The 24,740-nt window shown below is 32.7% G+C and carries 20 protein-coding genes; 1 reads left to right on the forward strand and 19 read right to left on the reverse strand.

What is annotated here, in order from left to right; genetic code table 11:
• Position 1 precedes the first annotated feature (1 nt).
• From G6O70_RS00780 to G6O70_RS00860, 17 genes are all read right to left on the reverse strand, one after another.
• Complete coding sequence (locus tag G6O70_RS00780; RefSeq protein WP_057868715.1) at positions 2 to 6,325, reverse strand: beta strand repeat-containing protein; 6,324 nt, start codon at positions 6,323 to 6,325, stop codon at positions 2 to 4.
• An 80-nt stretch (positions 6,326 to 6,405) separates the two neighbouring features.
• Positions 6,406 to 7,509: a fibronectin type III domain-containing protein gene (locus G6O70_RS00785; protein WP_057868714.1), complete on the reverse strand. Its 1,104-nt coding sequence runs from the start codon at positions 7,507 to 7,509 to the stop codon at positions 6,406 to 6,408.
• Between the two features lie 6 nt (positions 7,510 to 7,515).
• Complete coding sequence (locus tag G6O70_RS00790; protein ID WP_057868713.1) at positions 7,516 to 8,307, reverse strand: hypothetical protein; 792 nt, start codon at positions 8,305 to 8,307, stop codon at positions 7,516 to 7,518.
• A 9-nt stretch (positions 8,308 to 8,316) separates the two neighbouring features.
• A complete protein-coding gene (locus G6O70_RS00795; protein ID WP_233419102.1) occupies positions 8,317 to 8,856 on the reverse strand; it encodes a hypothetical protein in 540 nt (179 codons plus the stop codon).
• Between the two features lie 11 nt (positions 8,857 to 8,867).
• Positions 8,868 to 9,893 carry a hypothetical protein gene (locus G6O70_RS00800; RefSeq protein WP_057868712.1) on the reverse strand — a complete coding sequence of 342 codons (1,026 nt, stop codon included), beginning with the start codon at positions 9,891 to 9,893 and terminating at the stop codon, positions 8,868 to 8,870.
• Positions 9,893 to 10,324, reverse strand: a complete 432-nt coding sequence (locus tag G6O70_RS00805; RefSeq protein WP_057868711.1) for a hypothetical protein — start codon at positions 10,322 to 10,324, stop codon at positions 9,893 to 9,895. The genes G6O70_RS00800 and G6O70_RS00805 overlap by 1 nt, the downstream gene beginning before the upstream one ends.
• Positions 10,325 to 10,337: 13 nt before the next feature.
• Positions 10,338 to 10,901: a hypothetical protein gene (locus G6O70_RS00810; RefSeq protein ID WP_057868710.1), complete on the reverse strand. Its 564-nt coding sequence runs from the start codon at positions 10,899 to 10,901 to the stop codon at positions 10,338 to 10,340.
• 35 nt (positions 10,902 to 10,936) lie between these two features.
• Complete coding sequence (locus tag G6O70_RS00815; protein WP_057868709.1) at positions 10,937 to 11,917, reverse strand: hypothetical protein; 981 nt, start codon at positions 11,915 to 11,917, stop codon at positions 10,937 to 10,939.
• Positions 11,918 to 11,950: 33 nt separating this feature from the next.
• Positions 11,951 to 12,409 carry a hypothetical protein gene (locus tag G6O70_RS00820; RefSeq protein WP_057868708.1) on the reverse strand — a complete coding sequence of 153 codons (459 nt, stop codon included), beginning with the start codon at positions 12,407 to 12,409 and terminating at the stop codon, positions 11,951 to 11,953.
• A gap of 24 nt (positions 12,410 to 12,433) precedes the next feature.
• Positions 12,434 to 13,882, reverse strand: coding sequence for a hypothetical protein (locus tag G6O70_RS00825; RefSeq protein WP_057868707.1), 1,449 nt, complete (start codon positions 13,880 to 13,882; stop codon positions 12,434 to 12,436).
• Positions 13,883 to 13,905: 23 nt separating this feature from the next.
• Positions 13,906 to 15,408 (reverse strand): hypothetical protein, encoded by a 1,503-nt coding sequence (locus G6O70_RS00830; protein WP_057868706.1) that lies wholly within the window; start codon positions 15,406 to 15,408, stop codon positions 13,906 to 13,908.
• 10 nt (positions 15,409 to 15,418) lie between these two features.
• Complete coding sequence (locus G6O70_RS00835; protein ID WP_157047928.1) at positions 15,419 to 17,179, reverse strand: terminase large subunit domain-containing protein; 1,761 nt, start codon at positions 17,177 to 17,179, stop codon at positions 15,419 to 15,421.
• Entirely contained in the window at positions 17,157 to 17,957 is an 801-nt protein-coding gene (locus G6O70_RS00840; RefSeq protein WP_057868705.1) for a hypothetical protein, read from the reverse strand. The genes G6O70_RS00835 and G6O70_RS00840 overlap by 23 nt, the downstream gene beginning before the upstream one ends.
• Positions 17,958 to 17,959: 2 nt before the next feature.
• The gene (locus G6O70_RS00845) at positions 17,960 to 18,172 is read right to left on the reverse strand and encodes a hypothetical protein (RefSeq protein ID WP_057868704.1); all 213 of its coding nucleotides are present in this window, start codon (positions 18,170 to 18,172) and stop codon (positions 17,960 to 17,962) included.
• 335 nt (positions 18,173 to 18,507) lie between these two features.
• Positions 18,508 to 18,786: an HU family DNA-binding protein gene (locus tag G6O70_RS00850; protein ID WP_057868703.1), complete on the reverse strand. Its 279-nt coding sequence runs from the start codon at positions 18,784 to 18,786 to the stop codon at positions 18,508 to 18,510.
• A gap of 156 nt (positions 18,787 to 18,942) precedes the next feature.
• Positions 18,943 to 19,593, reverse strand: a complete 651-nt coding sequence (locus G6O70_RS00855; protein WP_057868702.1) for a hypothetical protein — start codon at positions 19,591 to 19,593, stop codon at positions 18,943 to 18,945.
• Positions 19,594 to 19,980: 387 nt separating this feature from the next.
• Positions 19,981 to 20,796 carry a hypothetical protein gene (locus tag G6O70_RS00860; RefSeq protein WP_057868701.1) on the reverse strand — a complete coding sequence of 272 codons (816 nt, stop codon included), beginning with the start codon at positions 20,794 to 20,796 and terminating at the stop codon, positions 19,981 to 19,983.
• A 172-nt stretch (positions 20,797 to 20,968) separates the two neighbouring features.
• On the opposite strand from G6O70_RS00860, the gene G6O70_RS00865 reads away from it, so the two are divergent.
• On the forward strand, positions 20,969 to 22,900 hold the full coding sequence (locus G6O70_RS00865; protein WP_057868700.1) for an ATP-dependent helicase: 1,932 nt from the start codon (positions 20,969 to 20,971) through the stop codon (positions 22,898 to 22,900).
• 1 nt (position 22,901) lies between these two features.
• On the opposite strand, the gene G6O70_RS00870 is transcribed toward G6O70_RS00865, so the two are convergent.
• Positions 22,902 to 23,900 carry a replication initiator protein A gene (locus G6O70_RS00870; RefSeq protein WP_057868699.1) on the reverse strand — a complete coding sequence of 333 codons (999 nt, stop codon included), beginning with the start codon at positions 23,898 to 23,900 and terminating at the stop codon, positions 22,902 to 22,904.
• A 227-nt stretch (positions 23,901 to 24,127) separates the two neighbouring features.
• Positions 24,128 to 24,442 carry a hypothetical protein gene (locus G6O70_RS00875; protein WP_057868698.1) on the reverse strand — a complete coding sequence of 105 codons (315 nt, stop codon included), beginning with the start codon at positions 24,440 to 24,442 and terminating at the stop codon, positions 24,128 to 24,130.
• Positions 24,443 to 24,740 lie beyond the last annotated feature (298 nt).

Genomic DNA, 24,740 nt, shown 5'->3' on the forward strand with positions numbered 1-24,740 from the left:
CTTATTCCATATTAAATTTTTCATTAAATTTACCATCTATTTCCAGACGAGTATTTTCATAACCTTTTCTCTTAGCTTTAACTTCATAGCTAATTTTTAAATTAGGGACATTTGACTCAATGACAAAGGAATCTTCATTCTGCTCCGACACCCAAGCATACCCATTCCCATAACTTGAAACGAATACATGATAATCAACTTTAGTATTAACAGTTTCTAAAAATAAACTATCCATTACAATCTTAACTTTTGAACCTGATCCAGTATCAGTCTTACCAAGGTCACCAAAGTAATATTCAGTAGTTTCATAAGCATTTATTTGTGCCCAGCCCTTTGAGGTTTTAACAATAGCATTCTTAGCGCCTGAAACATTGAGCTTCCCATTAACCCAAAGCTCATTATCTATTCGTGTATTTGTAAGCCATGTAGTACTGTTAGTAGATGTAAACCCACCTGATAGGACTTTGAGTCCATTTGAATCAGCCCATAAAATTCTAGTCCCATTGTCTTTTAAGTCAAAATAGAAAATACCACCACGGAGTCCAACGTTCCCTGTTCCATCATTATTCCCAAAAATTAAATCGCCACCATTAGTAGTTAAGAAGTGTCCACCACCTACAGTATCAATATTAACCGATCCAGCTCCTCCATCTATTCTCATTCCACCCTTGCCCTGAGCGATAAGTAAAACCTTATCAGAAGTATAATTCTCAGATCCAATTGACAACAACGGAATGTTGGGGTCGGTATGAGAAAACATAATTCCTTCTGAGGCAATATACATATAAGAATTCAAATTTTCAAAATTACCAGGTAATGACCCCTGATTTCCCATCCATTTTTCTGTATACCAACCCATTGAAATGAATTGATCTTTGCCTGTTGCTGGAGCTTTCTTACTAATTTTAAACACACCTGCTGGATCATCATCATGGAAAGAAATATTTCCCGTGTTTACCCATGACCCCACTGCTGCCATTTGTTCCTCGCCAATAGTATATTTATGATTCTTGGTAATATCTGCAACGTTATTTATAGTAAATTCGGCTGTACTGCCTGCATGTATATTAATAAAGTCGCTACCAGCAATATTAAGTTCTCCAACTTTTGCCCCGTTATGAGCTTTTTGATAAGCCAAAAGCCAATCTGGTAAATGATGACTATTGTTCCAGTCACTAGCGTAATTTAATCCTAGAGAAGACGTTACAACTTGATTATTGAAATTGGTGTATTTATAACTTAAACTACCATCTGTTAAGAGAGCATTTGATTTTTGAGCGTTATTAGAATTTAAAGTTATCGTGGCATTATCTAAATCAAAAGCAGTCAATTGATTCTTACTTTTTAATACACCAGTCGTTATTACATTTGCACTCACACTCGGTATAACTACTGGATTGCTACTATCAATTTTGACATGATCACCACGTAATAAAATAGTCTTGTTACTATTGTTCACCCCATGAGCATCAAGTGTAATACCATTGCTATCCATAGAGAACATGTTGGTATAATCAGTATCGGTAGGTGCTAAACTCCAATCAGTAGCAACACTACCCTTTTCTAACTTAACATTAGAAACCGTAAGAGTTCCCACGAAGTTATCTAGCCTAAAACCAAGAATATTAGCTATATTAGCAGCCTGAGTCCCTATACCAAAAGCTTTAGTAAAATGCCCCGAAGTATTTGAACTCGACACTGTAGCCACTGAACTTATACCCCATGGAACATTGTTCCATTGAACCGTAATATTACCTGAAGGTGAAGTACCTGAAACCGACCAATCAAAACTTATTGTAAATTGTGTTCCATAGACAGTAGCTAGTTTAGAAGCGTTATATCCATTAGCTAAAGAATAGAAAGATGCAGTTTGATTAGAAGTGTTTGCACCCGTCATTACGGCGCTAGATCCTGTACCTAATAACAAGTTAGTACCTACTGCACTGTTATCTAACTGAGTCTGTATTGAACTCGTCTTAACATTAAATGTCCCAGCGGTTGCGCTAATTTGTGTGTCCGTATAGGTTTTAGATTGAGAAACGGCATTGTTTTGTGCATTATTTGCTTTTGTTGTAGCGTCACTTGCAGCAGTTGAGACAGCAGAGTTCTTAGCATTATTAGCCTGAGCATCAGCATAATTTTGTATATCCTCTACGGCCAAACTCCAATCAGTTGGTTTGTTACCAATTTCACCTTGAAAATGTCTAAATTTAACTGTTACCGTATTGCCACTATTATTAACAACGCATACCGTACTGTTATCACATAAACTCAATTTATTAGTGTTAGCCGTACTTGCATTTCGATATGTTACCCATACCTTATTCCAAACATTTGGTATTAATGTTTTATCGGTCGTTCCAGTATTGTCATTTACAACTCTACCTGTATCATTATCGTTGCCATTCCAATTAGAACCAGAAATAGGAAAACTATTAGTATCACTATTCCAATGTAAACCACTAACCAAAGGCATAATTTCTACTGAATAAGTGAAATAGGCATTCCAAGGTATTTCATGTTTCACACTAGCATTATTCTGAATACCACCACCCCATGAGCCACCAGCTCCATTGGCAATAGTAAATGTACGAATATCTGTACTAGAATCATAAGCTGTTTGTGTAGAAGCAGCAGTTGAAATATTCCCCAATGGTATAAGATTATTTCCGCCAACCTGTAAGTTATCTAAATTATTCTGTACAGCGTTTGCTTTTGTCGTAGCTGAATTGTCAGCATACGTTTTCAATGTTGTAGTCGTGCTTGACAAATTAGCCGACAATGTACTTGCAGTAGCGCTTATCTGATTATCTGCATAGGTTTTAGATTGAGAAATAGCTGTATTTTGAGCATTAGTGACACTAGTAACTGTTGCGTTATCGTTGGGATTAGCATTCCAATCGGTTGCAACTGATCCCACTTCAAGTTTCCATTTTTTGACCCAAATATCAACGGTGTCACCAGATTGTATATGGAAATAAAGAACAGCAGCAGCTCCAAGACCAGAACCAATTGTACCAATAGCAGTCCAACGACTATAAGATGATGTCATATTAATTGAAGTTGTATTAGTTGTGTTTCCTTCAACTAAAAAATTAGCAACATATGTGTTGGCGAATGTTCCCTTAGCCGAAACAGAAAAAGCATAAGAAGATGGATAATTATGTGCTAATTGACTATTATAAGCCCCAACAGCACCACTACCATTAGCTGTTCCACTTAAATGCCAAGCTGTATCTCCATCTGAATCTTTTTCAATGGTTATTGATAAACCTAATTTACCTTGTCCGAAAAAAGACGTAGTGCCAGTCCAAGGATTAAACTCTGCTGTTCCCAACAATAAGTTAGTTCCGACTGCACTATTATTAACTTGATCTTGTATCTTGCTAATATTCGTTGCATAGCCATCACTAGTTGCTTGTAATGTGTTTATTTTCCCATTTGCACTAGCAATACTTGAATCCCAACCTGTTGCTTTCGCTTTTAATTGAGTAATATCTCCATTTGATGTAGCTAAGTCTGCTGCTATTTGATCAGCCTTTTGAGATACATTTGTTACAGCTGTGACGGTTGCATTATCTGCTGGGTTAGCTGAATAATCTGTAGCAGTAGTGCCTAATTCAATTTTTACCCATGCAATTTCAATATAATTATTTAAATCAAAATCCGTAGAACTGAACCAGAAAGTATTGTAATCAGTCGGGCTTTGTGTCGTAAAAGTATTTTTTATAATCGTAAAATCACTTGATGCTGGAATAGCTAAAATAGGCATTGAGGTAGCATTCGTTGATTGTGCAATTTGAAATGAAGCAGTTCTAGCATTTGTTGATTTATACTTCATAGTAACTGTGTATTTTGTATTAGCCTGTAGATATTGAGATAAATTCCAACCTAAATGAATAGTGGCGTTATTTTTTGCCTTAGTTATTATGATAGCTTTATTAGTTGAATCATATGAGTAACTCCATGTACCTGTTGAATCAGCACCCATTGGATTGGCTTGCATATCTGTAGCAGATTGATAATTACCTGAAGCTAAAATGTAGTTAGTCCCTACTGCACTGTTATTAACTTGATCTTGTAACGTACTCATCTTACTTACGGTACTATTTAAACCATCTGCATTAGCTGTAACCTTTTGTTCTGCACTAGTTACTCTACCAGTTAAATTATCAAAATCTGTTTTAGATGTCTTTTGTGACATTTGATCGGTGAGAACAGATAATTCAGAAGTATGGTTAGATACTGTCTGATTAAGTGTATCAACTGATGTTTGAGACGCTTTAAGTCCTAATCCGTTTGTATTAGCCGTAATTTGAGCTTGTTGAATAATAGATACTTCATTTGAGTCCTGGGAATTTGCGATATACGAACCATCACTGATTGTAGATATGGTAGCAAAGAAATTAGAAAATTGTAGATATCCATTCCTTCTCAACTCTGGCTTTATAGCGAATTTAGCCGCATCTGAATGACTTATAGTATATTTATATTTAAGCCGAGTTTCTGTATTTGTTTGTAAGTTTGAGCCATTATCAAAATCTGTAATAGACAATTCCTTATAATCAACACGGTTATTATTCTTATCAAAGATTTCCAAAACTAGAATAGTCGGATTATCAAGTGTAATTGTACTTTTCTTTATTAAGTCAAACGCAATAACTAAATTCTGATTGTTACTTACAGCAAAGTAATTACTCTCGATTGAAATAATAGAATCTGAAGTTAAATTACTTTGTTGAAAATTAACCCATTTTTTACCATTACTGTCGTTAGTAATAGTTGCCTTAGAATTAACTGCTTGCCAGTGATTGAGATTATTAGTAAAAGAGCTATTTAGAATCTGATTACTGCTAGAATCACTGATGTTATCAATTTGTTTATTTATTTCTTTTGTAAAATTGGCTTGTAATTCCCCCGCCTTAGAGTCTATTTTTGTATTAGCTGCAGTAACATTTCCATTTAATGCAGTTATATTTTCTTGTGCGATTACCAATCTGTCATCAATTTGTGAAACAGCCGTACTAAGAGACTCTTGTTTATCACCTAATTGAGTCTGTTTAGAAGTCATGGTAGATATCTGATTACCAGTTATCTTTAATTCTGCTTCTGAATGCTGAATTCTTTGATAATTATCTGCACTGTTCATTTCCCAATAGGTTACTTTTGTTCCAGTTTCAAGTTTTGCTTGGTTTAAATATAGTGAGTTACCACTAGATAGCGCTCCATTCATTTCAAAGTCTATCGACATAGTGGTACTTGTTGCTACAAAGGTAATAAAGTAAATATCAGGTGTAGTAGATACATTTGTCGTCCCATTTTGGGTTTTCAAAACTCCAATTTTGTCTGCTAAAACCGTGATTGTATCTCCAGTTTTAAGTGTCTTCGCGACAACCGACAAAGTATAGCTATTGCCTACGATTAGATTATCAACCGACATAGATAGTTTAATTGTAGATTTATTAAATGATGCCCAATAGCAATGATTGTACATAGTGTTTGTTACACTTACGTATGCTGGATCACTCGCGCTCCATTGATACCAATCTCTTGTTCCTAATAACAAATTAGCTTTTTTAACCTGAAAACTATCTAACTTATTTGTTAGAGAATCTTCTGATACTTTTCCGTCAATCAAACCTGCTTGTTGCTTTAACGTGCTATTAATGTCATTTACATTTCCGTTTAAAACATCTAAGGACTCTTGACTAGCTTTATTCTCAATGGCAGTTGCATTTGTTTTAATATCTACTATATTTTTTTGAATTTGTTCTTGCGCATCATCAAGAGATGATTTGGTTGCTTTTGTCTCCAGTTCACCTTTTACGGTATCTACCGTTTGGCTTAAGTCATTTTGACCAATCTTTATATTTGCAAGATCTGTTTGAACTGTTACTAAATTTTTCTTTGTGTTATTCAACCCAGTATCTAAATCCGTTGCTTTTTGATTTAGCGTTGCTATGTTATCATTATGTTTAGTTATATCAGATTTAATATCACTTATATTACTTGTAGCATTTGTATTGACTTCTTTAATTTCACTATCTAAGCTAGACTGAGCTTTTTCTAAATCACTCTTAGTCTTATCTAAATTAGCTTGTAAACTAGATTTAAGATTTGTGTTGGCTTCTGATATTTTTCCATCAATAACTGTCATGTCTTTATCAGAAATACCGCCAGATGGAACACCGTTCTCAGCCAAGTCATTAATTGCTGAAACTAAGTCTGTCTTATCAGTGGTCTTAAGTTCCTCAATGTCTCCAACATCTTTTACGGTAGGATATTTATATTCACCATCGCTTAAATATTTAATTGTTTTTTTCATTAATTCACTCACCCACTATTATTTATTTTGTTTTATATGTATAAAAGATAGCCTTAAGCTATCTTTTGATATGTTTATTTCTAGTCAATGATTTTATATACCGCTAGATCCTTATTCTTGTTAGGGAACAAATCAAATACGATTGATAGAGAAGCTGGTTCTTTTGAAGTTTGCGCAAATGTAAATTTCGATTGCGGACGGGCATTGAAGTAATGCAATTGAATAAATTCGTCCTTGCCAGTTTCCTGGTTACGAATGTATGCATCACCATAAATCTCGTATGCTCCAGAGAATGTATCTTCTCCTACCGTAATTGACTTAACACCATTTACAGTAGCAATATAGTAAACTACATAAGGTACACCTGTAATAGCTGCTTCTGAAAATGTAAGGGTGCCATCTTTACCAATTGTATAAGTTACCCCATCTTCTCCTTGTGCATTTGCGGCTGCTGTTGCTGCTGCAATTGCTTCATTTGTTGCTTTTACAACTGCACCAGAAGTTGAAGAACCTGCGGCTGTAGTCGTTACACTAACAACTGCTGATACAGGAGATTGTCCGTTTACATTAACAGCCGTAACAGTATAGGTATATGAAGTTTCAGCCTCAAGATCTGTATCAGAAAATGAAGTAGTTGTTGGTTGTCCAACTTGTTTACCATCACGATATACAACATAACTTGTTGCACCTGTAGAAGTAGACCATGTGATTGCCGCAGATGTATCCTTTGCTGTTACTGCAACATCTGTAACCATTAATGGGACAGAACCCTCTCCACCTGTAATCTTTTGTGGAATTTCTGCTCCATCATGTCCAATTCCATCGTCTTCCAATTTATAGACAGTTACAGACCCATCTAATGGGGTTGAATTCAATTTAAGAATTCGATCACTTCCTAATGTTAAATCCTCACGTCTGAATACATCAGATGATCCGTTTTCAACATTAGCACCCAATGTTAAAGCTAGTAATTTTAAATCAAACAGTTCACTTTCAAGCGTTAATTTTCCGCTACGATTTGTATCCCACGCAATTGCATTTGCACCCTTCTTTGTCGCGTAAACACGATCTGAATCCCATTCGGTCGAAGTAGCGTTAGCGTAGTCGATATAAAGAACTGGTTTCTTAGTTGCTTTGTCAATCAATACAAGATTGGAAGCATCTTTCATACCATAAATACTCATTAATTATCACCTCATGTTAGTTTTTTTTAGCGATACTTTTTCTCGCCAATTTTTTATTTTCATATCTTTTGTATCAAATTTATATGATGTATAAATTTGTAAATTCTGTTGCGAAATTTCCTTTTCAGAATACACTGCTATTAAATTAGAAAATTGATAATAATTCATTTTCCCAATTTCTTCAAAAGGGATAAAAGAGTTAGACGAACCTTGTAAAATAAGTATTTTATCGCCCATCTCAACCTTTTCTGCTTTTTGAAGTTTTCTTAGTCTACCTTTATATATGTTTTTCCAAACCCTCATTTGATTCTTTGACATATTTTTTGGAGCTATTAAATCCTCATTCTTTTCAGCAAGAGTGATTAATCGAATATATTTAGCAAAATTCTCATATTCTGTACTATCTACAATCCATTCCAGTTTTTTGTTTATCATCTTATTATTTGATAGAAAACTAAAATCTTTCTTATCGCTTAATGTCCAATAACTAAAAGCTGAAATAAACATGTCTCTTAATGTGACATTTTTCCCATATAATAAGTTTCCAATTTGTTCATTTCCGCCTTTATCTGACGCTAAGTCCCAGAGACTTGGGTATCTTTCTTCCATCTCATCAACAATCTCAGGTGAACCTGAGAATATTTCTCTGGTAGTAATTGAAAATGGTTTTATTAAATTATTGAATTCTTTATCTGACATATTGGTGATTTCATTAATAGTAGGGACATGAATTGTGATTTTTTCATTATATTTCAGATCCTTACCGAGCATTAATGCCGTATAATTAATATCTGACATAATAATCACCTACTTAAAATCAATGACTCTGAACATTAATGTATAGCCACCAAATCTATTATCTTGTTCCCAATTTTCTACAAGATTACCTTCTTGTATTCTTCCCATTCCATAGAAATTATTATCTTGGAATAAGTCATATACTCTCTGCAAAATTAAATCTTGACGATATCCTTCATCCATTAGCATTAGATTTCTATCAACCAATATATTGAAATATAGATAACCCATTACATATCTTTCTGAAAATTGTCTAAAAGACTCTTGAGGAATAAAACCACCTATCCCAATAGTTATATAACTACCTTGTTGCTCTACTGTTTTAGGTACGTAAGTTGTGCCAAAGATACGATTATTTACTAAATCTAATTTGTCATCTTCAGTTAAACTATCTCTCGTGAGGGCATCAGGAGCATTATATTTAAGCATTTTTGAAATGTCTTCATCGTGACATAATGTATCCATCATATTTTGTTTCCATCTTGTAATTTGCATAATTGAAGCATTGGGAGAATGAATATCTCTCCTATTTATCTCTATCCTTGGCACTTTACACCTCCTTAAGAAAATTTAGCAGCAACCTTCAATGTTAGATTTTTCATTTGATCATCTACTTTAACTATCAAATTGATAATTGTTCCAATATTTCTAGAATCATCAATAACTCTAATCTGTAAAGTATCTTCGTCTCGTTCTAATATTGTTATAGGCATGTCTTGCAACGTTTCAATATTCCATTCTTTAACTTTCAACTGTTCTTGAGTTCCATCCGCGTTTTTCTTAATCGCTTTGTAAGAATAACTACGACCCAATTTAATCTTCTCTTCGCCTGAAACTTCCCATGTAAGAATATCCTTTGGTATATCCTTTTCTTTTTCTGATTCCTGTTGAGTTGGTTTCCAGTAATCTGCAATACCTAACTCTTCGTTATCTATTTCTGGATTAAGGGTATCTTCATCAAGAAGTAGGTTAATTAGTCCTACACGCGATATCGAATCAGCAAATTCTACTTTGTAGACATTTCCACTAATAAAGAACCTATCCCCGATAGCTATCTTTTTTGTTTCATCTGTGTTTTTTACATAAAGCATCATTTTTGCATTAATTAAGGACAGGTGATTTCCTGTAAACGAAACACCTAATGTATACAATGTCTGGTTTTGAACATATGCTCCCCATCCAGCACCATTATTTGAAATCGAATGTTTGTCGTAGTCAGTTACCCACTTAAGTTTTTGATTAACATGCTTGATTTTCAATTGCTGGTGAGTTGGAATAGTTTTAAACTCTTCTGTAAACACTAACCATTCTTCTAAACGCCAGTTAATATAAGATCCTACTTCACAAGTAATTACATTAGGTAGAATAAGATATTTATCATCAGATAAATCTTTATTATTACTTTGAGACTGGTCTTGAAAGATAGCTTGTGTTGCTCTCCCGTCAATAAAACAGTTTTCTTTATTTAGAGCATTATTAAAATAATTCTCAAATTCTCTTGTTTTATTTCGCATATTTCTTTCATATCTTGAAGAGCCAACTATCTTCATATGTTTACGGAAGTCGCTTGCAAACGTATCACTCATTAACCCATCTCTCCATATAAAGCAGCTTGACTATATTCATAGTCCACTAAACCTTCTTGTATTTCAGTTCTAAGTTGGCGTTCTACTTTACTTAATTGAGCGATATAGTTATAACCTTGAACAGCTTGATAATCTCTATCACCAATTGATTTCTTCATCATTTCTTCCGAATTCTTAGTTCTTGAAATCCATTCAAGTTTCATCGCTTTAGCAAGCATTGAAATCTCAAAACCATTAAGATTGACATTAAACTGCTTGTTTTCTAAATCTACATCATATAAATCTTTACTGTAGGTAACGAATAGAACTCTTCCACTGTCTAAATAGCCCCATAATGTTTCTTCTAATTCTTCGTCATCAATAGCATTGAATTCATAACTATCTACTGAATTTAGAAATGCCTTATAGATAACATCAAATTTTGTTGCCATTGATTAATTCCCCCTAACCCACCTGAGAGGCTTTAATGTCACTTAAAATATCGTCATCCATATTAGTATTTACCAATTTAGCAACTGTATCAGATTTGTTGCTATCCACCGTATTCATAGACATAGTTGTCTCAATAAGTGTATTTTTCAAATTGGTTTTCAGTACTTTCTTAAAATCACCCATATCAGATTCTTGAATAAAAAATACGATATCTTCAGCATCAATACGGTAACTCGTGTCAATATTTTTTGCGCCTAGATCAAGTAAATCATCAAAATATGAATTATACGTATCATCTAAATGCAAAGCTTTTGCGACATCCAATATGGTATATTCATCATCTATCACTTCTGATATAATCAATCGCATATCCTTAAATAATTTACGTGATTGCGCTACCATTACACGCAAATCACCGAATGTCATAATATCCTCATCTCCTTGTCCTTCAAATTTCACCATTGAAGTTTTGTGAGGGGACTCCCAAAAATATGACCCATGTGTATTATTTTGAATATAAATTTCAGTATCTTTATCTATTAATTTACGATGTTCTCTTCTATTTGTATTTGACATTATCGCTCTCTCCCTTCGCTTTTAACTTAGTAAAACTAAGCGTTGTTCATATTGATCATTCCATATACCTTCATTTGAAGTACGGAAATACCAATTTTCTTTAATGTTGTGAAACCTAATTGCATATCATTACGATCTGTATTATCAATTTCTTTAACAATCGACTGACCTTCCATGACAACTCCAACAATCTTTTCGTTTTGTGGCAAGATCAATAATGAGTTGTCATCTAAAGCAAAATCATTTGTATTTACTTTGAAAGCTTGTGGAATTTCAATTAATTGAATACCGCTGATCGTACCAATGTAACCCAATTTATTAAATTCATCTTTCATTACATCTGACTTATCAACTAATGCAGCCGCACGTGCTAATCCTAACTTTGTCCCATAAACTGCTACTGGTGTTCCTGATTTAACTTGAATACGTTGTGCTAAGTTTACCAATGTTTCAAGAGTCAACTTACCAGTAAACTTGTCATTTGAACTTAATCCTGAATATGAACTAGTAAATGCTTCACCAATTGCTGATTCAATATAACTAGAAAATCCCTTTGAAACATTGTCAACAAGTTTAGACCAGTCAATTTCCCCATTCATAAATTGTTCAAATTCTGCATATACCTTTGCACCGAACCAGTCTGTTTCAATCGTATATTTTCTACTTGTAACAGTCTGTCTGCGAAGATCTTGTGAACCCGAAGCAATCTTAGCTACACGGATAATACGTGGATCTTCTACACGGAATACTGGTTTTTGCCCAAGTGGGACATTACGGACATCTGCTAAGTTATCGAATTGATTTGTTAAGATTTCTGGAACTACTGCGTCAACCGCAACTGATAAGATTTCAAAAACCTCTGTTTTGTGTTTCTCAAAGCTGTAGTAGTCAAATTCGCCACCAACTTTTTCCATTATCATATTGCGCAATGCCTGATTCCCACTTACTCCCTCAAATTCAAGATCTTTCTTGTGGTATAAATCACGTGCTAATTGCTTTAAGCCTTCATTTTTCATTCTTTTCCCTCATTTCTTTCATTATGTTTATTTCTAGAGAATTGCAATTACGCAAACATCGCCATCAAAACCTTGTGATTCTTTGCTAATTAATCTGGCAATTCCACGAGCGTCTGCTGCTGCTGCCTTAAACCCAAGGCCATTCTCCCCAATTGTTAAGTTTGCACCTACGGTTACTTTATCAGCATCGGCTACCAAATCAGTTGTAACTTCGATAACATCACCTTTTTGTAGATGGTAAGCACGACCAATCTTTCCAGCTTCCAATTTCCATTTTGCTAGATCGAAATCTGGATAACCATAATCAATCGGAGCGTGTGCTAATAGTACTTCTGCTGTTTCCTCTGAATTAGCTGGTTTTACTGCACGACTTTCTCCATCTGATTCTAAGACTCCTAGTTCCAAGAATTGACCATTTGAAAAATCCGTTGTCCCAACAACCGACTCAATATGTGCTGTTGCTGAAATTTTATCTAAAAATACTTTACTCATTCAATACACTACCTTTCTTATTTGCTATTTTTTTACAAAATACTTATCTACTTCTGGGCCATATTTCCCTTTTTGTTCGACAACATTGTTTCTTGTAAACACGGTTGCCCCTTCTTTTTTTGCGTCCTTCTCATTTTGAAAAATCGCATAAGCAATTTCTTTCTCTACTTCTTTTGGAGTAAGCTTTTCAAATTGCCCTTTTATCCTGTTGATTTGTTCATTTCCTAGACGTTCCTCAACCTTATTTAACATTTCTTCTTTAAGAGACATTTCTTCTCCTCGTTGGTAAGCTTGTAAATTAGCCAATTCTTCTTGTAACTCAGTAACCTTTGTTCTATTATTCTCAATATTATCTTTCTCTTCTTTAGTTGCATAGATAGGGAATACTTCAACCTTATTTTGTAAATCTACTGTTACTTCTTCGTTATCACTAATAGAATAATTAATTTTGAAATATCGTGTATCGGCATCTGAATCCCAGTCATATAAAGCACACATAAAATAACCATCAAATGTTTCAAAAATAGAGTAATAAAGATCTGAAGAGTTATCATTTAAAACCGCATAAAGTTTGTTACGAGTATCTTCAAAAGACAATTCAAATTGTGATTTTTCATTTTTCTTATCTTTTTCTTTATCACCTTTTTTAGAATCTTCGTCCTCGTTTTCTTTATTGTTATCTTCGACTTTATCCTTGTTCTTTGCTGTTTCTTCCTCAGAAGTCACTTCCGTAGTATTTTCTGATTCTTCTTCGTTTCCGACTTCATTGTCAACTACTTCATTTTCCTTGTTATCTACATCTTTGTTCAAATCTTTAGCAGACATCAATTCCACTCCTTTCTCCTTTGTAAATTCTTTAATCATTTCCCTAATATCATTTTGTATCTTGTCATTAGAAAAATTTGTACTAATTGTTGATCCTGTCATAGCAGGAGTAGCCCCATCTCCCAAGATACAAAGACCAGAAAATTTTGCTTTAGTAAAGACTACTCTCCCCTCTGAATCAACATAGGCATCAGCATCAATGATTTCCATTGAATGCCCTTTAGTTCCACCTGACTCATCAAAAATATCTATTGAATCAGTAAATCTTGTCCATAAATATCCATAACAGACAAGCCAATCTTTTCCTCCCGATGTCTCCATATGAGCATCGTTATCTTCTGCTACAAAACCGTAAGCCTTAGTATTAAATTCAATTTTGACAGTCCCATCTTCATTTAATTTATATTGTTTTTCATGTCCACCAAAATCTTCATCTTTACCATCTGCTTTGATGTATCCTAGAATCGGTACATAAGGAAGTGTTTTTGCCGCATCAAGTAGTACCTCTTCAGAAAATACTGAATTATTTAAATTTTCTCCTGTATAAGCAACATATATCTTAACTTTCTGAAATCTTCCGTCATCAGTCATGTCCTGTTCGACTTTTTCAAATCTTGTAGGCGTTGCTATACTATCTATCCTTACCATTTTTTCACCACCTAACGAATTTATTACGATAACCTATCTGTATCATCCGTAGGCTCATCTGTCTCTGGTCTTCCAGTTTCAGCAGATTGTTGACTTCCAGATAAAGTATTAGAAGTTGGCTTCACAACCATTAGATTATCTATATTTAGCACATTCTGCTCGAACTGTAATTTAGATATAATTTCTATTGGATCTAATCCACATGAGGCCAGATAGTCCAAACGTGAACCTCCAAAACTTAGTTGGTCTTTAACGATTGCGATATCATCTTTCAAACTGAAATTTGATTGTCTTACAAATTTGAATCTCCAACCTACTTTTGTTTTAGTTTTGATACTTGTTAATAATAAGTTATAGTAATTTTCAAAAAGCGGGAATACATTTGTATATATCCAATTAGCGTCCTTTTGCAATGAGTCTTTTACGATATTTGCTGATGTGGTTGAACCCCCAAATATTGATTCTGGGACACCTAAATCATAAAATATTTGTTTAGCACTCTTGTTTAAAGTGTCATAAGCACTTGTTACTCCTGCATTATTTAAAGGAACATTGGTTAAATTATTTGGTGATGTAATTGATACAACACCTGCTGGCAACCTACTACGCATGGCAGCATCGTAAATTTTAGCAGTTTCTACATTCATAGCAGGTTTACTATCACTGTTTAAAGGTATCTTTGAATGGACAATACGCATATTGTCAATCGTGTCTTGAATATCTATGTTTTCTTTCGCTTGATCCATCGAAACACTATCTAATAACAAACCAGCAAAAGGAGAAATCGCTACCCCACCATTATTTAATGAGGTTAAATCCATTGTGAAGGCGACTCCTTTATTAGATAAAAGATACATTTTATTGTTGTACCATTGTGTCGTGTCTTTATTATTTCCACTCTTATAATCTGCATAAGCTTGTTGAATTTCTGTGGGCATACCTGCCGATGTGTCATCATTAAACTTACTCATATCTAGATAATATCTATAGACACCATTTGTCTGTTGAGCAATCTCACACCATTCCACTGGAAATTCAATATATGCAACCCCTGTATTATCTTGTATTTGATATACATAACACACTCCGTTTAGTAGCATTTCTTTTAAAAAGAATGGGGCGTAATATCTAATATTAAACTGCGAAACCCCATAGGCAATATCTATATAATCCTGTGATAAATTTCCTTCTAAATCGTAAATTTTATTACCCATCACTGGATATACTGAATAATTAAAAGTTGGAATAGATTGATAATAATCAACCACTCTAGTAATTAATCCATTTTTTACATAAGCACCACGCATAGTAGCAGCAATTGAACCAGTATTACTTGTTGGATTCTTGAGAAAATTTAAAATATTCTCTTTATTTGTGCTTGCAGAAGATGTAGAGGATATTCTTGCTCTAGGATCAGCGAAGGCATCAGCAAAAGCTTGATTCGTTTTTCTTACATCTTTTACATTGTTTCTGTACTGTCTTCGTTTATCATTTCGCAGTTTATTTCTTGCAAAATTATTTGGCACTTTCTCACCTCTACATCATTAAATAATTTAGTAAATCTTTATCTGAATAATTATCTTTTAGCTTTTTTTCAAATTCATTTGCATAATAATTTCCGTATGCAATTGAACTGTATCTATCTTTTGTTGTGCTTCCGACTTCATGAATTCTGATATATCCACCATCACGAATATCATATTCTAAATTGACAAGCTCATTTACCAAAGCAGATGCCTGTTGATAAGCATAAAGATCTCTATGTTGTTCCTCTGCTGATTTCTTTACAAAGCCACCTTCAGAAACTAATTCTTCACGTTTTTCAATATCATTCATTGGAAGTCTAAGCTTTCCATTTTCAATAACCGTTTTTAATTGAACTGCAATTTCATGATTAAACTGTGCATTTGCTTTAACTGTATAAACCATTTTCAATCCATCGGTTTTATTACGTTCATTCGTAGCTTGATCATTAACGCAAGCCCAGGCAGGGTATTCAGTATCACGATTTTTGTCATATAAAACTCTACAACAGGCATCAAAAACACCTAATCCATTACCATTAGCATCCATAACAACATAATCTGCCTCAAAATCGTAATACAGTTGCTTAAGTCTTATGGCTAAATCTTCAGTTGCAATCGACTGCTGTATACTCTCAAGATAAACAATATCTCTCCTGTATTCGTCTCCGTCTTTAATTAATCTAAAACACGTAAAGGCTGAAGTATCATTCTTTACATTCTTATTTCCACCCATCAAAGCAATATCCAACGCTACAAGACGAATTTCAGAATTATCAATTCTTTTTAAGTTACTTAATTTCTTAGGATTGGATCTTGCTTTATTTTCAATGAATTCCATATCCGTTGGTGGCATAAAAGTTTTATTTATTGTCCTTATTTTGTTTAAAGGAGCTAATTTGTAATAGGCTTTATCGTTTTCACCAACAAACAATGCTTCGTATTCCATGGCAAACCCTGTCTGATCCATATTCTCTGCAGAACGTTGTTGCATAACACGATCTTGAGAAAGTAATTTGTGTTTTATAGATAACTGATAAGGCAAATCAACTACAAATGTATTTTGATTTTTTATCATCTTTTTTACAAAATCTTTAAAACTGTCCCATATCCAGTTTGTTTTATACCAAGCAGAGGATATATATAGTTCTTTATTTTCTTCTGTTGGTACATCTTTATATTCTGGCAAATCCATAAAAGCAGGATGTCTATTAACATTAAGCATAGGTTTCAATATTTTATCTACAACGTCTTTCTTTACAAGACGGAATTCATCTACTACCAATATGTTCCCGCGAAGTCCACGAGCATTATCATTTGATGTGACTGCTTGTATCTTTGAACCATTTGGGAAAGTAACCGATGTATCATTAATTGAATTCTTGATATTCTTTATGTCTCCTATTTCATACCTAACTGCTGGATAATTATTGTAAAGAGACACTATTTTTTCGGTAATAATTTTTGATGCTTGTCCTCTTGTTCCTGATGCCAATATAATATTCGAACTTGGATATAATATTGATCTGACTATGCAAAAGATAGCAATTAAGTAACTTTTACCTTGCCCACGAGCTGCGATGTACATAAAGAAGTCAATTTTACCCATCATATACATCAATATCTTTTGATATAGAAACAAGTTCATTCCAAGATAATCCGTAACAAATTTTTGTGGATTCTTACGCCAATAACCTACCCACTTCATCATGTTTTCTTCTTTTATATGAAGATAGCCATCTTGTTTAGTTTCATTCTTCTTTTTTCCGTTCATCGTATAAGCTGTCCACCTCCTCTTCGGTGGCAACCCCAAATACTCTTTTCATTGGGACAACAAACCATTTTTCAATATATTCTTTTATATTTTCGACATCTTCCGACCCTTTAGGTTCTGGAATAGGAGCATGACTCTCCCAATCTTTTGTTCTTTCACCCAAAGTTTGTGTTCCATCGTCTTTTGAATTTAACAATGTATCTAGACCCAGATCTTTCAAATCATCTGAATAAGCTTTTCTTAGTTTAGTGATACTGTTACTATCACCTTCAGCTAAACTTTCATTGAGAGCAGCTTCTAATTTAACATTCTGTCTATATCTCATAAGTTCAAATGTTGTATTAGGTACTTTTATATTGATTAAGTTTTGCAACGAAGCTTCAAGATTGAAGTACTCATCTTCTGTATGATCTCCGCCCCACTTATTCATGATTTCATCAGTAACGACAAAACTACTCCGTGCGCTTTGGCTTTCATTATCTGTAAAAACAGAATCACTAAAAAATACATATTTTTTATAAGGTGCTATTTTTTGCAGGTAATCTGTAAAATTCCCTTCTGCATCTTCGATTATTTCTCTATAAGACTTTTCGATATATGCAACATTCATTAATTGACATATTGAAATTGCAGCATTTTTACCGCCTTTTTCAACTAGCCCATTAGCACAATTTTTACAAATAGAAAAATCGCTATTTAATAAGTTATTTTTATGCTTTACGAATGTTCTTTCACCCTTATTTTGTTTACAAATTATACATGTGTAATTTCTAGCCATAATTACACCTCGTCCATCGCGGGTAGCTTAGCATAGTCTGTTTCTTCAAGGTTAGTCAAAGTTATACTAAGGTTTTTTAGAGCATTTGAATAACGCTCTAAATCTGCCATATCATGAATATCTAATTCACTTTTCCGTTCTTGAACGATCCTACTGATTTTTGACTCAATAAACAGAATGTGATTAAATATTTTTTCTGCAATACCATTATTCATATACTCATCTCTCTTTCTCTCTACTCATACGATTAAAACAACAGTCAATATTTCAGGTCTGGATTTTTGAGGAGGCGACTTATTTATTGACTGCTGTTTTAATCACACAAGTGTGTGATTTTCTGATTACGGTAAACCAACCACTCAGAAAAGGGTTTTTTATTATTATTTTCATGAATTACTATTTTTTTATTAGTATTTCGTAAAAATAATAAAAGGGTACACTTTTGTTACCAAAATTATCTAGATCGTCATCTATTACGATAATTGTGCGTAAGCACTTATTTACATTAAGCTAGTTTTATAGAGTTCTATGAACTCTCATTATTAGCAGACTAATTCGTCAAGGATTTGCTAGGCTTAGCTTTAACAACATATTTTGCAGGTACGTTAATAGTTCCACCTGTAAAGTTGTTAACTCGTGTATGTGCCTCTTTGAATTCCACATTTAATCGTAAAAAGTCCTTAAGACTGACTGATTTGTGTTCTGCAAGCACATCTTTAATTGTGACAATTACAGCATCTAGCGCTTCTTGCGCAGCAATTTTTGTTGTTCCCTTGTTCTCTGCAATACGTGCCACAAGTTCTTTCTTTGATACAACTTTTTCTGACATTCGCTCACTCTCTTTCATTATGTTTATTTGTAGTGGAGTCGTTTTAAGAGTTTTCCCTTATAGACCCCATAAGTTCGATATTCATCATATCGAACAACAGGTGTAGCACAAAGTTTATTTGTGTGGGGATAATACCCCTACACTATATATGCAGAGTTATTCTGGATTATTCAACCATTTTTTGGTTTTTTTACAAATATTTTTCAAAATTTTATAAATATTTTGAAAAGTCGTCTCAGATTTTTCGGCAATTTCTCTCACAGTGATATCACCATCAAACATTTTTATGACTTCCTTTTCTCGTCCTGTACATTCATTTATAATTACGTCCCAGAGCCACGAGATTGCTCCTCTAAGCTCTTCTAAATCAGTTTGAGTATAATTACACCCATTGATAATAAAACGTCTTATATCATCTTCTGATAAGCTTTGAGGATTAAATAATCTTTTAATAAATTCTTTGTTGATATGTTTATTTGTATTGACGCTAATTTCATTTAACTGTTCAATAATTTCACTAGATATAGGTACGGTATTCCGACCAGTCGTGAAATTACTTCTATAGTCTCTTTCACTTCTATAGTAACCATATTCAACTTTCCTACCAGATGGAAGATCTTTACTTTCTAGTAAATAATTAGCAATTCTATCTAGATAATTCCCCGTATTAGTTTCCTCAATAGTCCCATTTTTACTAATAACTCCCCTAATTTCATTGTTTAGAGTTTCTTCGTTTATGATTCTGTCAATATGTTTACTTCTGTCATAGAACGTTTTTTTCTCTTTATCAAATAACTTATTATTCAAAAATTATCACACCTTTCATACTATAATTATACTAAACGAAAGGTTAATCTGTCACGATTTCACTAACTTTTGAAATGATGATAGATTAACCTTTCATGAATACTATTGATTAATATTATATTATCTTGTGTAACTGCGAGAAATGAGTAGAAAAATAAGAGCAAATTTGTAAAAGAGAAAATTCACTTTAGTGAATTGAGCTTATATAGCTTCTTTTCATAGGGTGTTCTAGTATAGGGTCTTCTTATATGTAACACGAAAGAACACTTTTTTGTTACTTTTGAGATACAGCGACAACACGAAAGAACACTTTTTCGTTACTTTTGAGATACAGCGACAACACGAAAGAACACTTTTTCGTTACTTTTGAGATACAGCCCCCTGTCTTTACATAATAACCCCATAAACAATTCTATTAATTCTCCCGTCAAGCCAACTATTTTTAACAAAGTCTTCTAATTTATTTCTATCTTTATAATGGCTATAGTATATTTTTTTAATTCCACCTCTATCTGCCAGATTCACCTTAATCGTTGCCAATAGTTTATTTTCGCTTAAGAAATCAACACTTTTATTTAATGCACTATATGAAATATGCGCCCTTTCCGTGATATCCTCATGCGAAGAATAACAAACTGAAGTTGAATTTTGACTTTCTATTCCCCCATCAAATATATATGATCTAATCGCCGCATAACTAGCTAAAATGCTTAATGTTTTTATAGATGAGGATTTTTTTATTATATTAAGTATGTCATTACAGTATATTTTAGAAAAATTAGCGTTGTAATCAGACAATGTAACATCATAATATTTAGTCTTCTCGCCCCAGCTATATCTAGTATTAATAAAACCTTTTTCAACTAGGCCACTAATTGCATTCTCGATTTGTTGTAATCCTTTTCTACCGATATTTAGTTTTTTTGATAAAAACTGCGCATTAAAATCATACACAATCCAACCATGTGCCATTGCAGTTAGATATGTATACAAAGCTATCTCCTGATATGTTATATCTTCGTTATCAAGAAGCGAGTTTGGTATTTTCCCAAAGTTTCTATATTTTTCTTTATTGTCTTCTTCTGTTTTTTTAGTTCTATTTAATAACGAATACTGTTCCTCTTTTTGTTCTTGTGTCATATTTTTATTGTTATTTATTAATTCTCTATATCTGCTGTCTAATGAGTCGTAAGTATTTTCCATTATTACCTCCCAATTTTATAAATAAACATATTACAATAATAAAAATGAATATACCTGATAAATAGTATAATCTACACAAAAATAGTAGTCAACATATTGCAAGAATAATCTAAATATGATACTATTAACCTGTGGATATGTTTATTTAACTGAAGACAAGAGGAGGTCTTTTATGGAACTTACAAAATCTCAAAAAGAAGCCATTAATTCTGAAGCAGAAAATATACTAGTGAATGCTTCAGCAGGTTCAGGTAAGACTTCGGTTTTTACCGCAAGAATTGTAAACCTAATTAAAAATAAGAATGTTGATCCTAGTAGAATATTAGCTCTTACTTTTACTAAAGATGCAGCTAATAATATGCAGAAACGAGTAATTAAGCAAATAGGTGCCGTAGGGGAGCAGATCCCCATGTCTACTTTTCATTCATTTGCTATGAAAACATTGTATAGTAATTATGGTAGTTATTATAAAGGCGTTAAACTTATGAAGGATTGGTGGAAACTAAAATTATTGTCTTCGATAGTAAAACCTAAGACTAATATGAATCCTGAAGGAATGGGTATCGAATCACTAATTAATGCTCCTACCTTAGCAATGTTTATTTCTTATCAAAAGGCAAATATGATACTTAAAAAGATGCCAGTATTGATTGATGAACATACCAGATATGTGGACGAAGAAATGAGGGACAAATTACAAGAGGCATACAAGATCTTTATGGAGAGACAAAAGAACGCTCATTTAATTGAATTTGATGATTTATTATTGCATTTTTATTATCGTTTGAAAGAAGATCCTACCTTTAGGATGAAAATATCTGATAGATTTGATTATATAATGGTAGATGAATTCCAGGACACTTCTAAGATAAACTTAGAAATATTGAAAATGATAAAAAGAGACAATCTTTTTGTTGTTGGAGACTTTAGACAAAGCATTTACTCATTTATAAATGCCGATATCAATAATATTCTTAATTTTTCTAATGAGTTTAAAGATGTCCATGTGATTGAATTGCAAGAAAACTTCAGATCTACCAAAAAAATAGTAGATTTATCTAATAGCATTATTACATCGAGAAATGTTGAGAACTATAAGAAATTTAAGAACGCTAAATCTGCTATTGGAATAGACGGTAATGAAACACATTTTAAAATATACTCTAGTGATAGAGACGAAGTAGATGGGATTATAGAAAAAATTAAAGGCTTAGTCGCAGAAAATTACAATGATTATCGTGATTTTGCTATTCTAGTTAGAACTAATTCACAAATGGGAGTTTTTGAATCGGCCTTTGCTGATGCAGAAATACCCTTGAATGTTTCAGGAAATCATTCTTTCTTTGAACGAACAGAAATTGATGTATTGTTAAGTTACCTTAGAATAATGAATGATCACGCAGATAATCAAAGTATGGCAAGGATTATTAATACTCCAAATAGGTTTATAAGTAATAAATTACAATCAGACCTTGATAAATATGCTTATAATAATAATATAAGTGTGTTTAAAGCACTAAGTGAATACACACCTATATCTGAAAGAAAACCTATCGAATATTTGATTAATATTCTAACTCACTTTGATAAGATATTAGACACCACAAATGCAGGAGAAGTATTGCAGTACGTCATACAAAAAACTAAGTATTTTGAACATCTAGAAAAAACATCTAGAAAAGAAACCGAACGTGTTATGAAGACTCAATCAGTAGAGAGTTTGTTGGGTCTTGCACACACCTTTGGGAATATTGAAAAGCTATTAAATCACATTGATATAATTAAGAATAATAATAAGAAAAACAACGATGAGTCGGTAAATCTTATGACTGTTCATGCCTCAAAAGGACTCGAATTTGATCATGTATTTTTACCATCCGTAAGTGATGAATATTATCCACACGAAATGTGTAACGGAAATATTGAAGAAGAAGCTCGTCTTCTTTATGTTGCTATCTCTAGAGCTAAATATAATCTAGATCTTTCATATAATATTGGTAAAAAGACTAGTGTAAAGCCAACTCGGTTTTTGACATCTATTTATCCAGATCTATTAAAGAAACAAAAATTATTGTATCAAGGTTCAACATTGGTGGAAGTATAATTTATTTAGACAAGATTAATTTCTTGTCTTTTTTATTTTGTACAGAGTTTAATACTGCATAAAGAGCATTGTCAATTTCATAGTTATCACAAATAAAAGCTTTTGTTTGCTCAATAAAGAATCCACGCATGAACGAATAAATAAAACCACCAATATTCTCTACTTTTTTGTATCTATATGCTTGTTCGATAATAATTAATAAAGCACCAGCAATATTATCTCTGTAATAAGAATTTTCCTCAAAGGTAGTAGCTAGAATTAAGTCCACAGGTAGGCCTGAGTTTTTAAATGCCTTAGTAGAACTGTATTTCGCTTTAAATATGGTGTCAATAAACCATTTTGCTTGTTTATAATTGTTTTGAGTTGCATGTTTTAAATTGATAAAAAATTTATCATCAAAAATATTTTTGTAACGATACTTTAGTGCATCAATCAATGCTTCATCAGATGATGTATCATTATCTTTAGACACATTCTGTTTGGAGTTAGTTACTCTTGTATCTTTTGTATTAACTGTTTTATGATTAAGTACACTTGTATGATTATTATGCGACTTCGAGGTAGAATATTTTTCTACTTCTGGAGAGATAGAAACTTTGTAGTTAATTTTGTGGCCTTTATAGCTCATAACCCCCTCTTCTTCACTATGTTCGGGATTAGCTACGAAAATTCGATTTTGTTTAAGACCAAATTTTTGTACTTCAATAAGTCCGTATTCTTGTAGAGCAGATCTTGAATCGGAAATTTTTCTTGAAGAAACACGTAAGATTTTGGCTGCTTCCTCATTCGTAAATAAAATATAGATTCTATTATTATCATCTTTCCATGAACCGTCACCAGAATTATAAATACTGCAAGTTGTTCGATTTGCGTAAAGAGAATAGAGCATAATAGTTGTCATATCAAGTTTTTTATAGATCTTATTATTGAGTAGATCACAATTAACTTGTAGGTAGGCAGTGGAAGGTAAATTATCTTGGTTTATTTCGTTTTTAAGCATAATTAATCGCCCCTTTCTTTTTTATAAAGTTTACTAAGGGCTGTATTCATGCTATAATATACTAAATAAGATTAGCGCAAATACAGCTATATCTATGTTTTATAACATAAATAGAACTCGAAAATTTAGTGGTTGGAGAATTCTATTAATACATCTTATAAATTGTAGTGGGTTTATAAGAATTCATTGGTTAATTCGATTAGAGTTGTAGTGGACTCTAATCGTTTTTAATTTACAATTTCTTTATAAATTAATGAATTTGGCAATGTGGTAATAAATTCCTGGAATTCGCTATGCTTCTGTGGAACTTCATCTATTAAGATAGCTCCATATAAGTCATATAGAAAATCCTCTATAAGATCTAATTTTTCATTAGGCATATTTTTGAGTCCCCTAGCAAAATCTCTAAAATAATTAGAATTCATGTCTAGTTCTTTTGCTATAGGTGACATTGATACAAAATATTTCTTATTCAAGAGTTTAATTAAATATCCAAGATATATACCACGCAAGTTGTGACTATATCCTTTAGAACTAATCATTTATATTCACTCCAAATGTGTTGTTTTCACACTTTGATACTTTGATTAAAACACACTATTAGAATAAATGCAATACATAGAATTAACCGAAATGGCATAATACTGGGGTTTAAGTAGTATTCTGTGAGGTAATTAAATTAGACATTTATGTTTATATCTATTTTGTAATATATTGGTTTAACTATTGTTTTAACTATTGAGAATATAATGGAGATAAATACATAATATAGTACATAAATCTATTGAAAAGTCTTATTTTATAGTGATTCATATCTTTTTTACCCTTTATGGTTGCAAA

The sequence above is a fragment of the Liquorilactobacillus hordei DSM 19519 genome (genome assembly GCF_019443985.1).
Classification (GTDB): Bacteria; Bacillota; Bacilli; order Lactobacillales; family Lactobacillaceae; genus Liquorilactobacillus; species Liquorilactobacillus hordei.

What these genes read in the sequence shown, in the direction of transcription:
- G6O70_RS00780 (WP_057868715.1), bottom strand. Translation starts at nt 6,325, where the DNA reads ATGAAAAAAACAATTAAATATTTAAGCGATGGTGAATATAAATATCCT.
- G6O70_RS00785 (WP_057868714.1), bottom strand. Translation starts at nt 7,509, where the DNA reads ATGAGTATTTATGGTATGAAAGATGCTTCCAATCTTGTATTGATTGAC.
- G6O70_RS00790 (WP_057868713.1), bottom strand. Translation starts at nt 8,307, where the DNA reads ATGTCAGATATTAATTATACGGCATTAATGCTCGGTAAGGATCTGAAA.
- G6O70_RS00800 (WP_057868712.1), bottom strand. Translation starts at nt 9,893, where the DNA reads ATGAGTGATACGTTTGCAAGCGACTTCCGTAAACATATGAAGATAGTT.
- G6O70_RS00805 (WP_057868711.1), bottom strand. Translation starts at nt 10,324, where the DNA reads ATGGCAACAAAATTTGATGTTATCTATAAGGCATTTCTAAATTCAGTA.
- G6O70_RS00810 (WP_057868710.1), bottom strand. Translation starts at nt 10,901, where the DNA reads ATGTCAAATACAAATAGAAGAGAACATCGTAAATTAATAGATAAAGAT.
- G6O70_RS00815 (WP_057868709.1), bottom strand. Translation starts at nt 11,917, where the DNA reads ATGAAAAATGAAGGCTTAAAGCAATTAGCACGTGATTTATACCACAAG.
- G6O70_RS00820 (WP_057868708.1), bottom strand. Translation starts at nt 12,409, where the DNA reads ATGAGTAAAGTATTTTTAGATAAAATTTCAGCAACAGCACATATTGAG.
- G6O70_RS00825 (WP_057868707.1), bottom strand. Translation starts at nt 13,882, where the DNA reads ATGGTAAGGATAGATAGTATAGCAACGCCTACAAGATTTGAAAAAGTC.
- G6O70_RS00835 (WP_157047928.1), bottom strand. Translation starts at nt 17,179, where the DNA reads ATGAACGGAAAAAAGAAGAATGAAACTAAACAAGATGGCTATCTTCAT.
- G6O70_RS00840 (WP_057868705.1), bottom strand. Translation starts at nt 17,957, where the DNA reads ATGGCTAGAAATTACACATGTATAATTTGTAAACAAAATAAGGGTGAA.
- G6O70_RS00845 (WP_057868704.1), bottom strand. Translation starts at nt 18,172, where the DNA reads ATGAATAATGGTATTGCAGAAAAAATATTTAATCACATTCTGTTTATT.
- G6O70_RS00850 (WP_057868703.1), bottom strand. Translation starts at nt 18,786, where the DNA reads ATGTCAGAAAAAGTTGTATCAAAGAAAGAACTTGTGGCACGTATTGCA.
- G6O70_RS00860 (WP_057868701.1), bottom strand. Translation starts at nt 20,796, where the DNA reads ATGGAAAATACTTACGACTCATTAGACAGCAGATATAGAGAATTAATA.
- G6O70_RS00865 (WP_057868700.1), top strand. Translation starts at nt 20,969, where the DNA reads ATGGAACTTACAAAATCTCAAAAAGAAGCCATTAATTCTGAAGCAGAA.
- G6O70_RS00870 (WP_057868699.1), bottom strand. Translation starts at nt 23,900, where the DNA reads ATGCTTAAAAACGAAATAAACCAAGATAATTTACCTTCCACTGCCTAC.
- G6O70_RS00875 (WP_057868698.1), bottom strand. Translation starts at nt 24,442, where the DNA reads ATGATTAGTTCTAAAGGATATAGTCACAACTTGCGTGGTATATATCTT.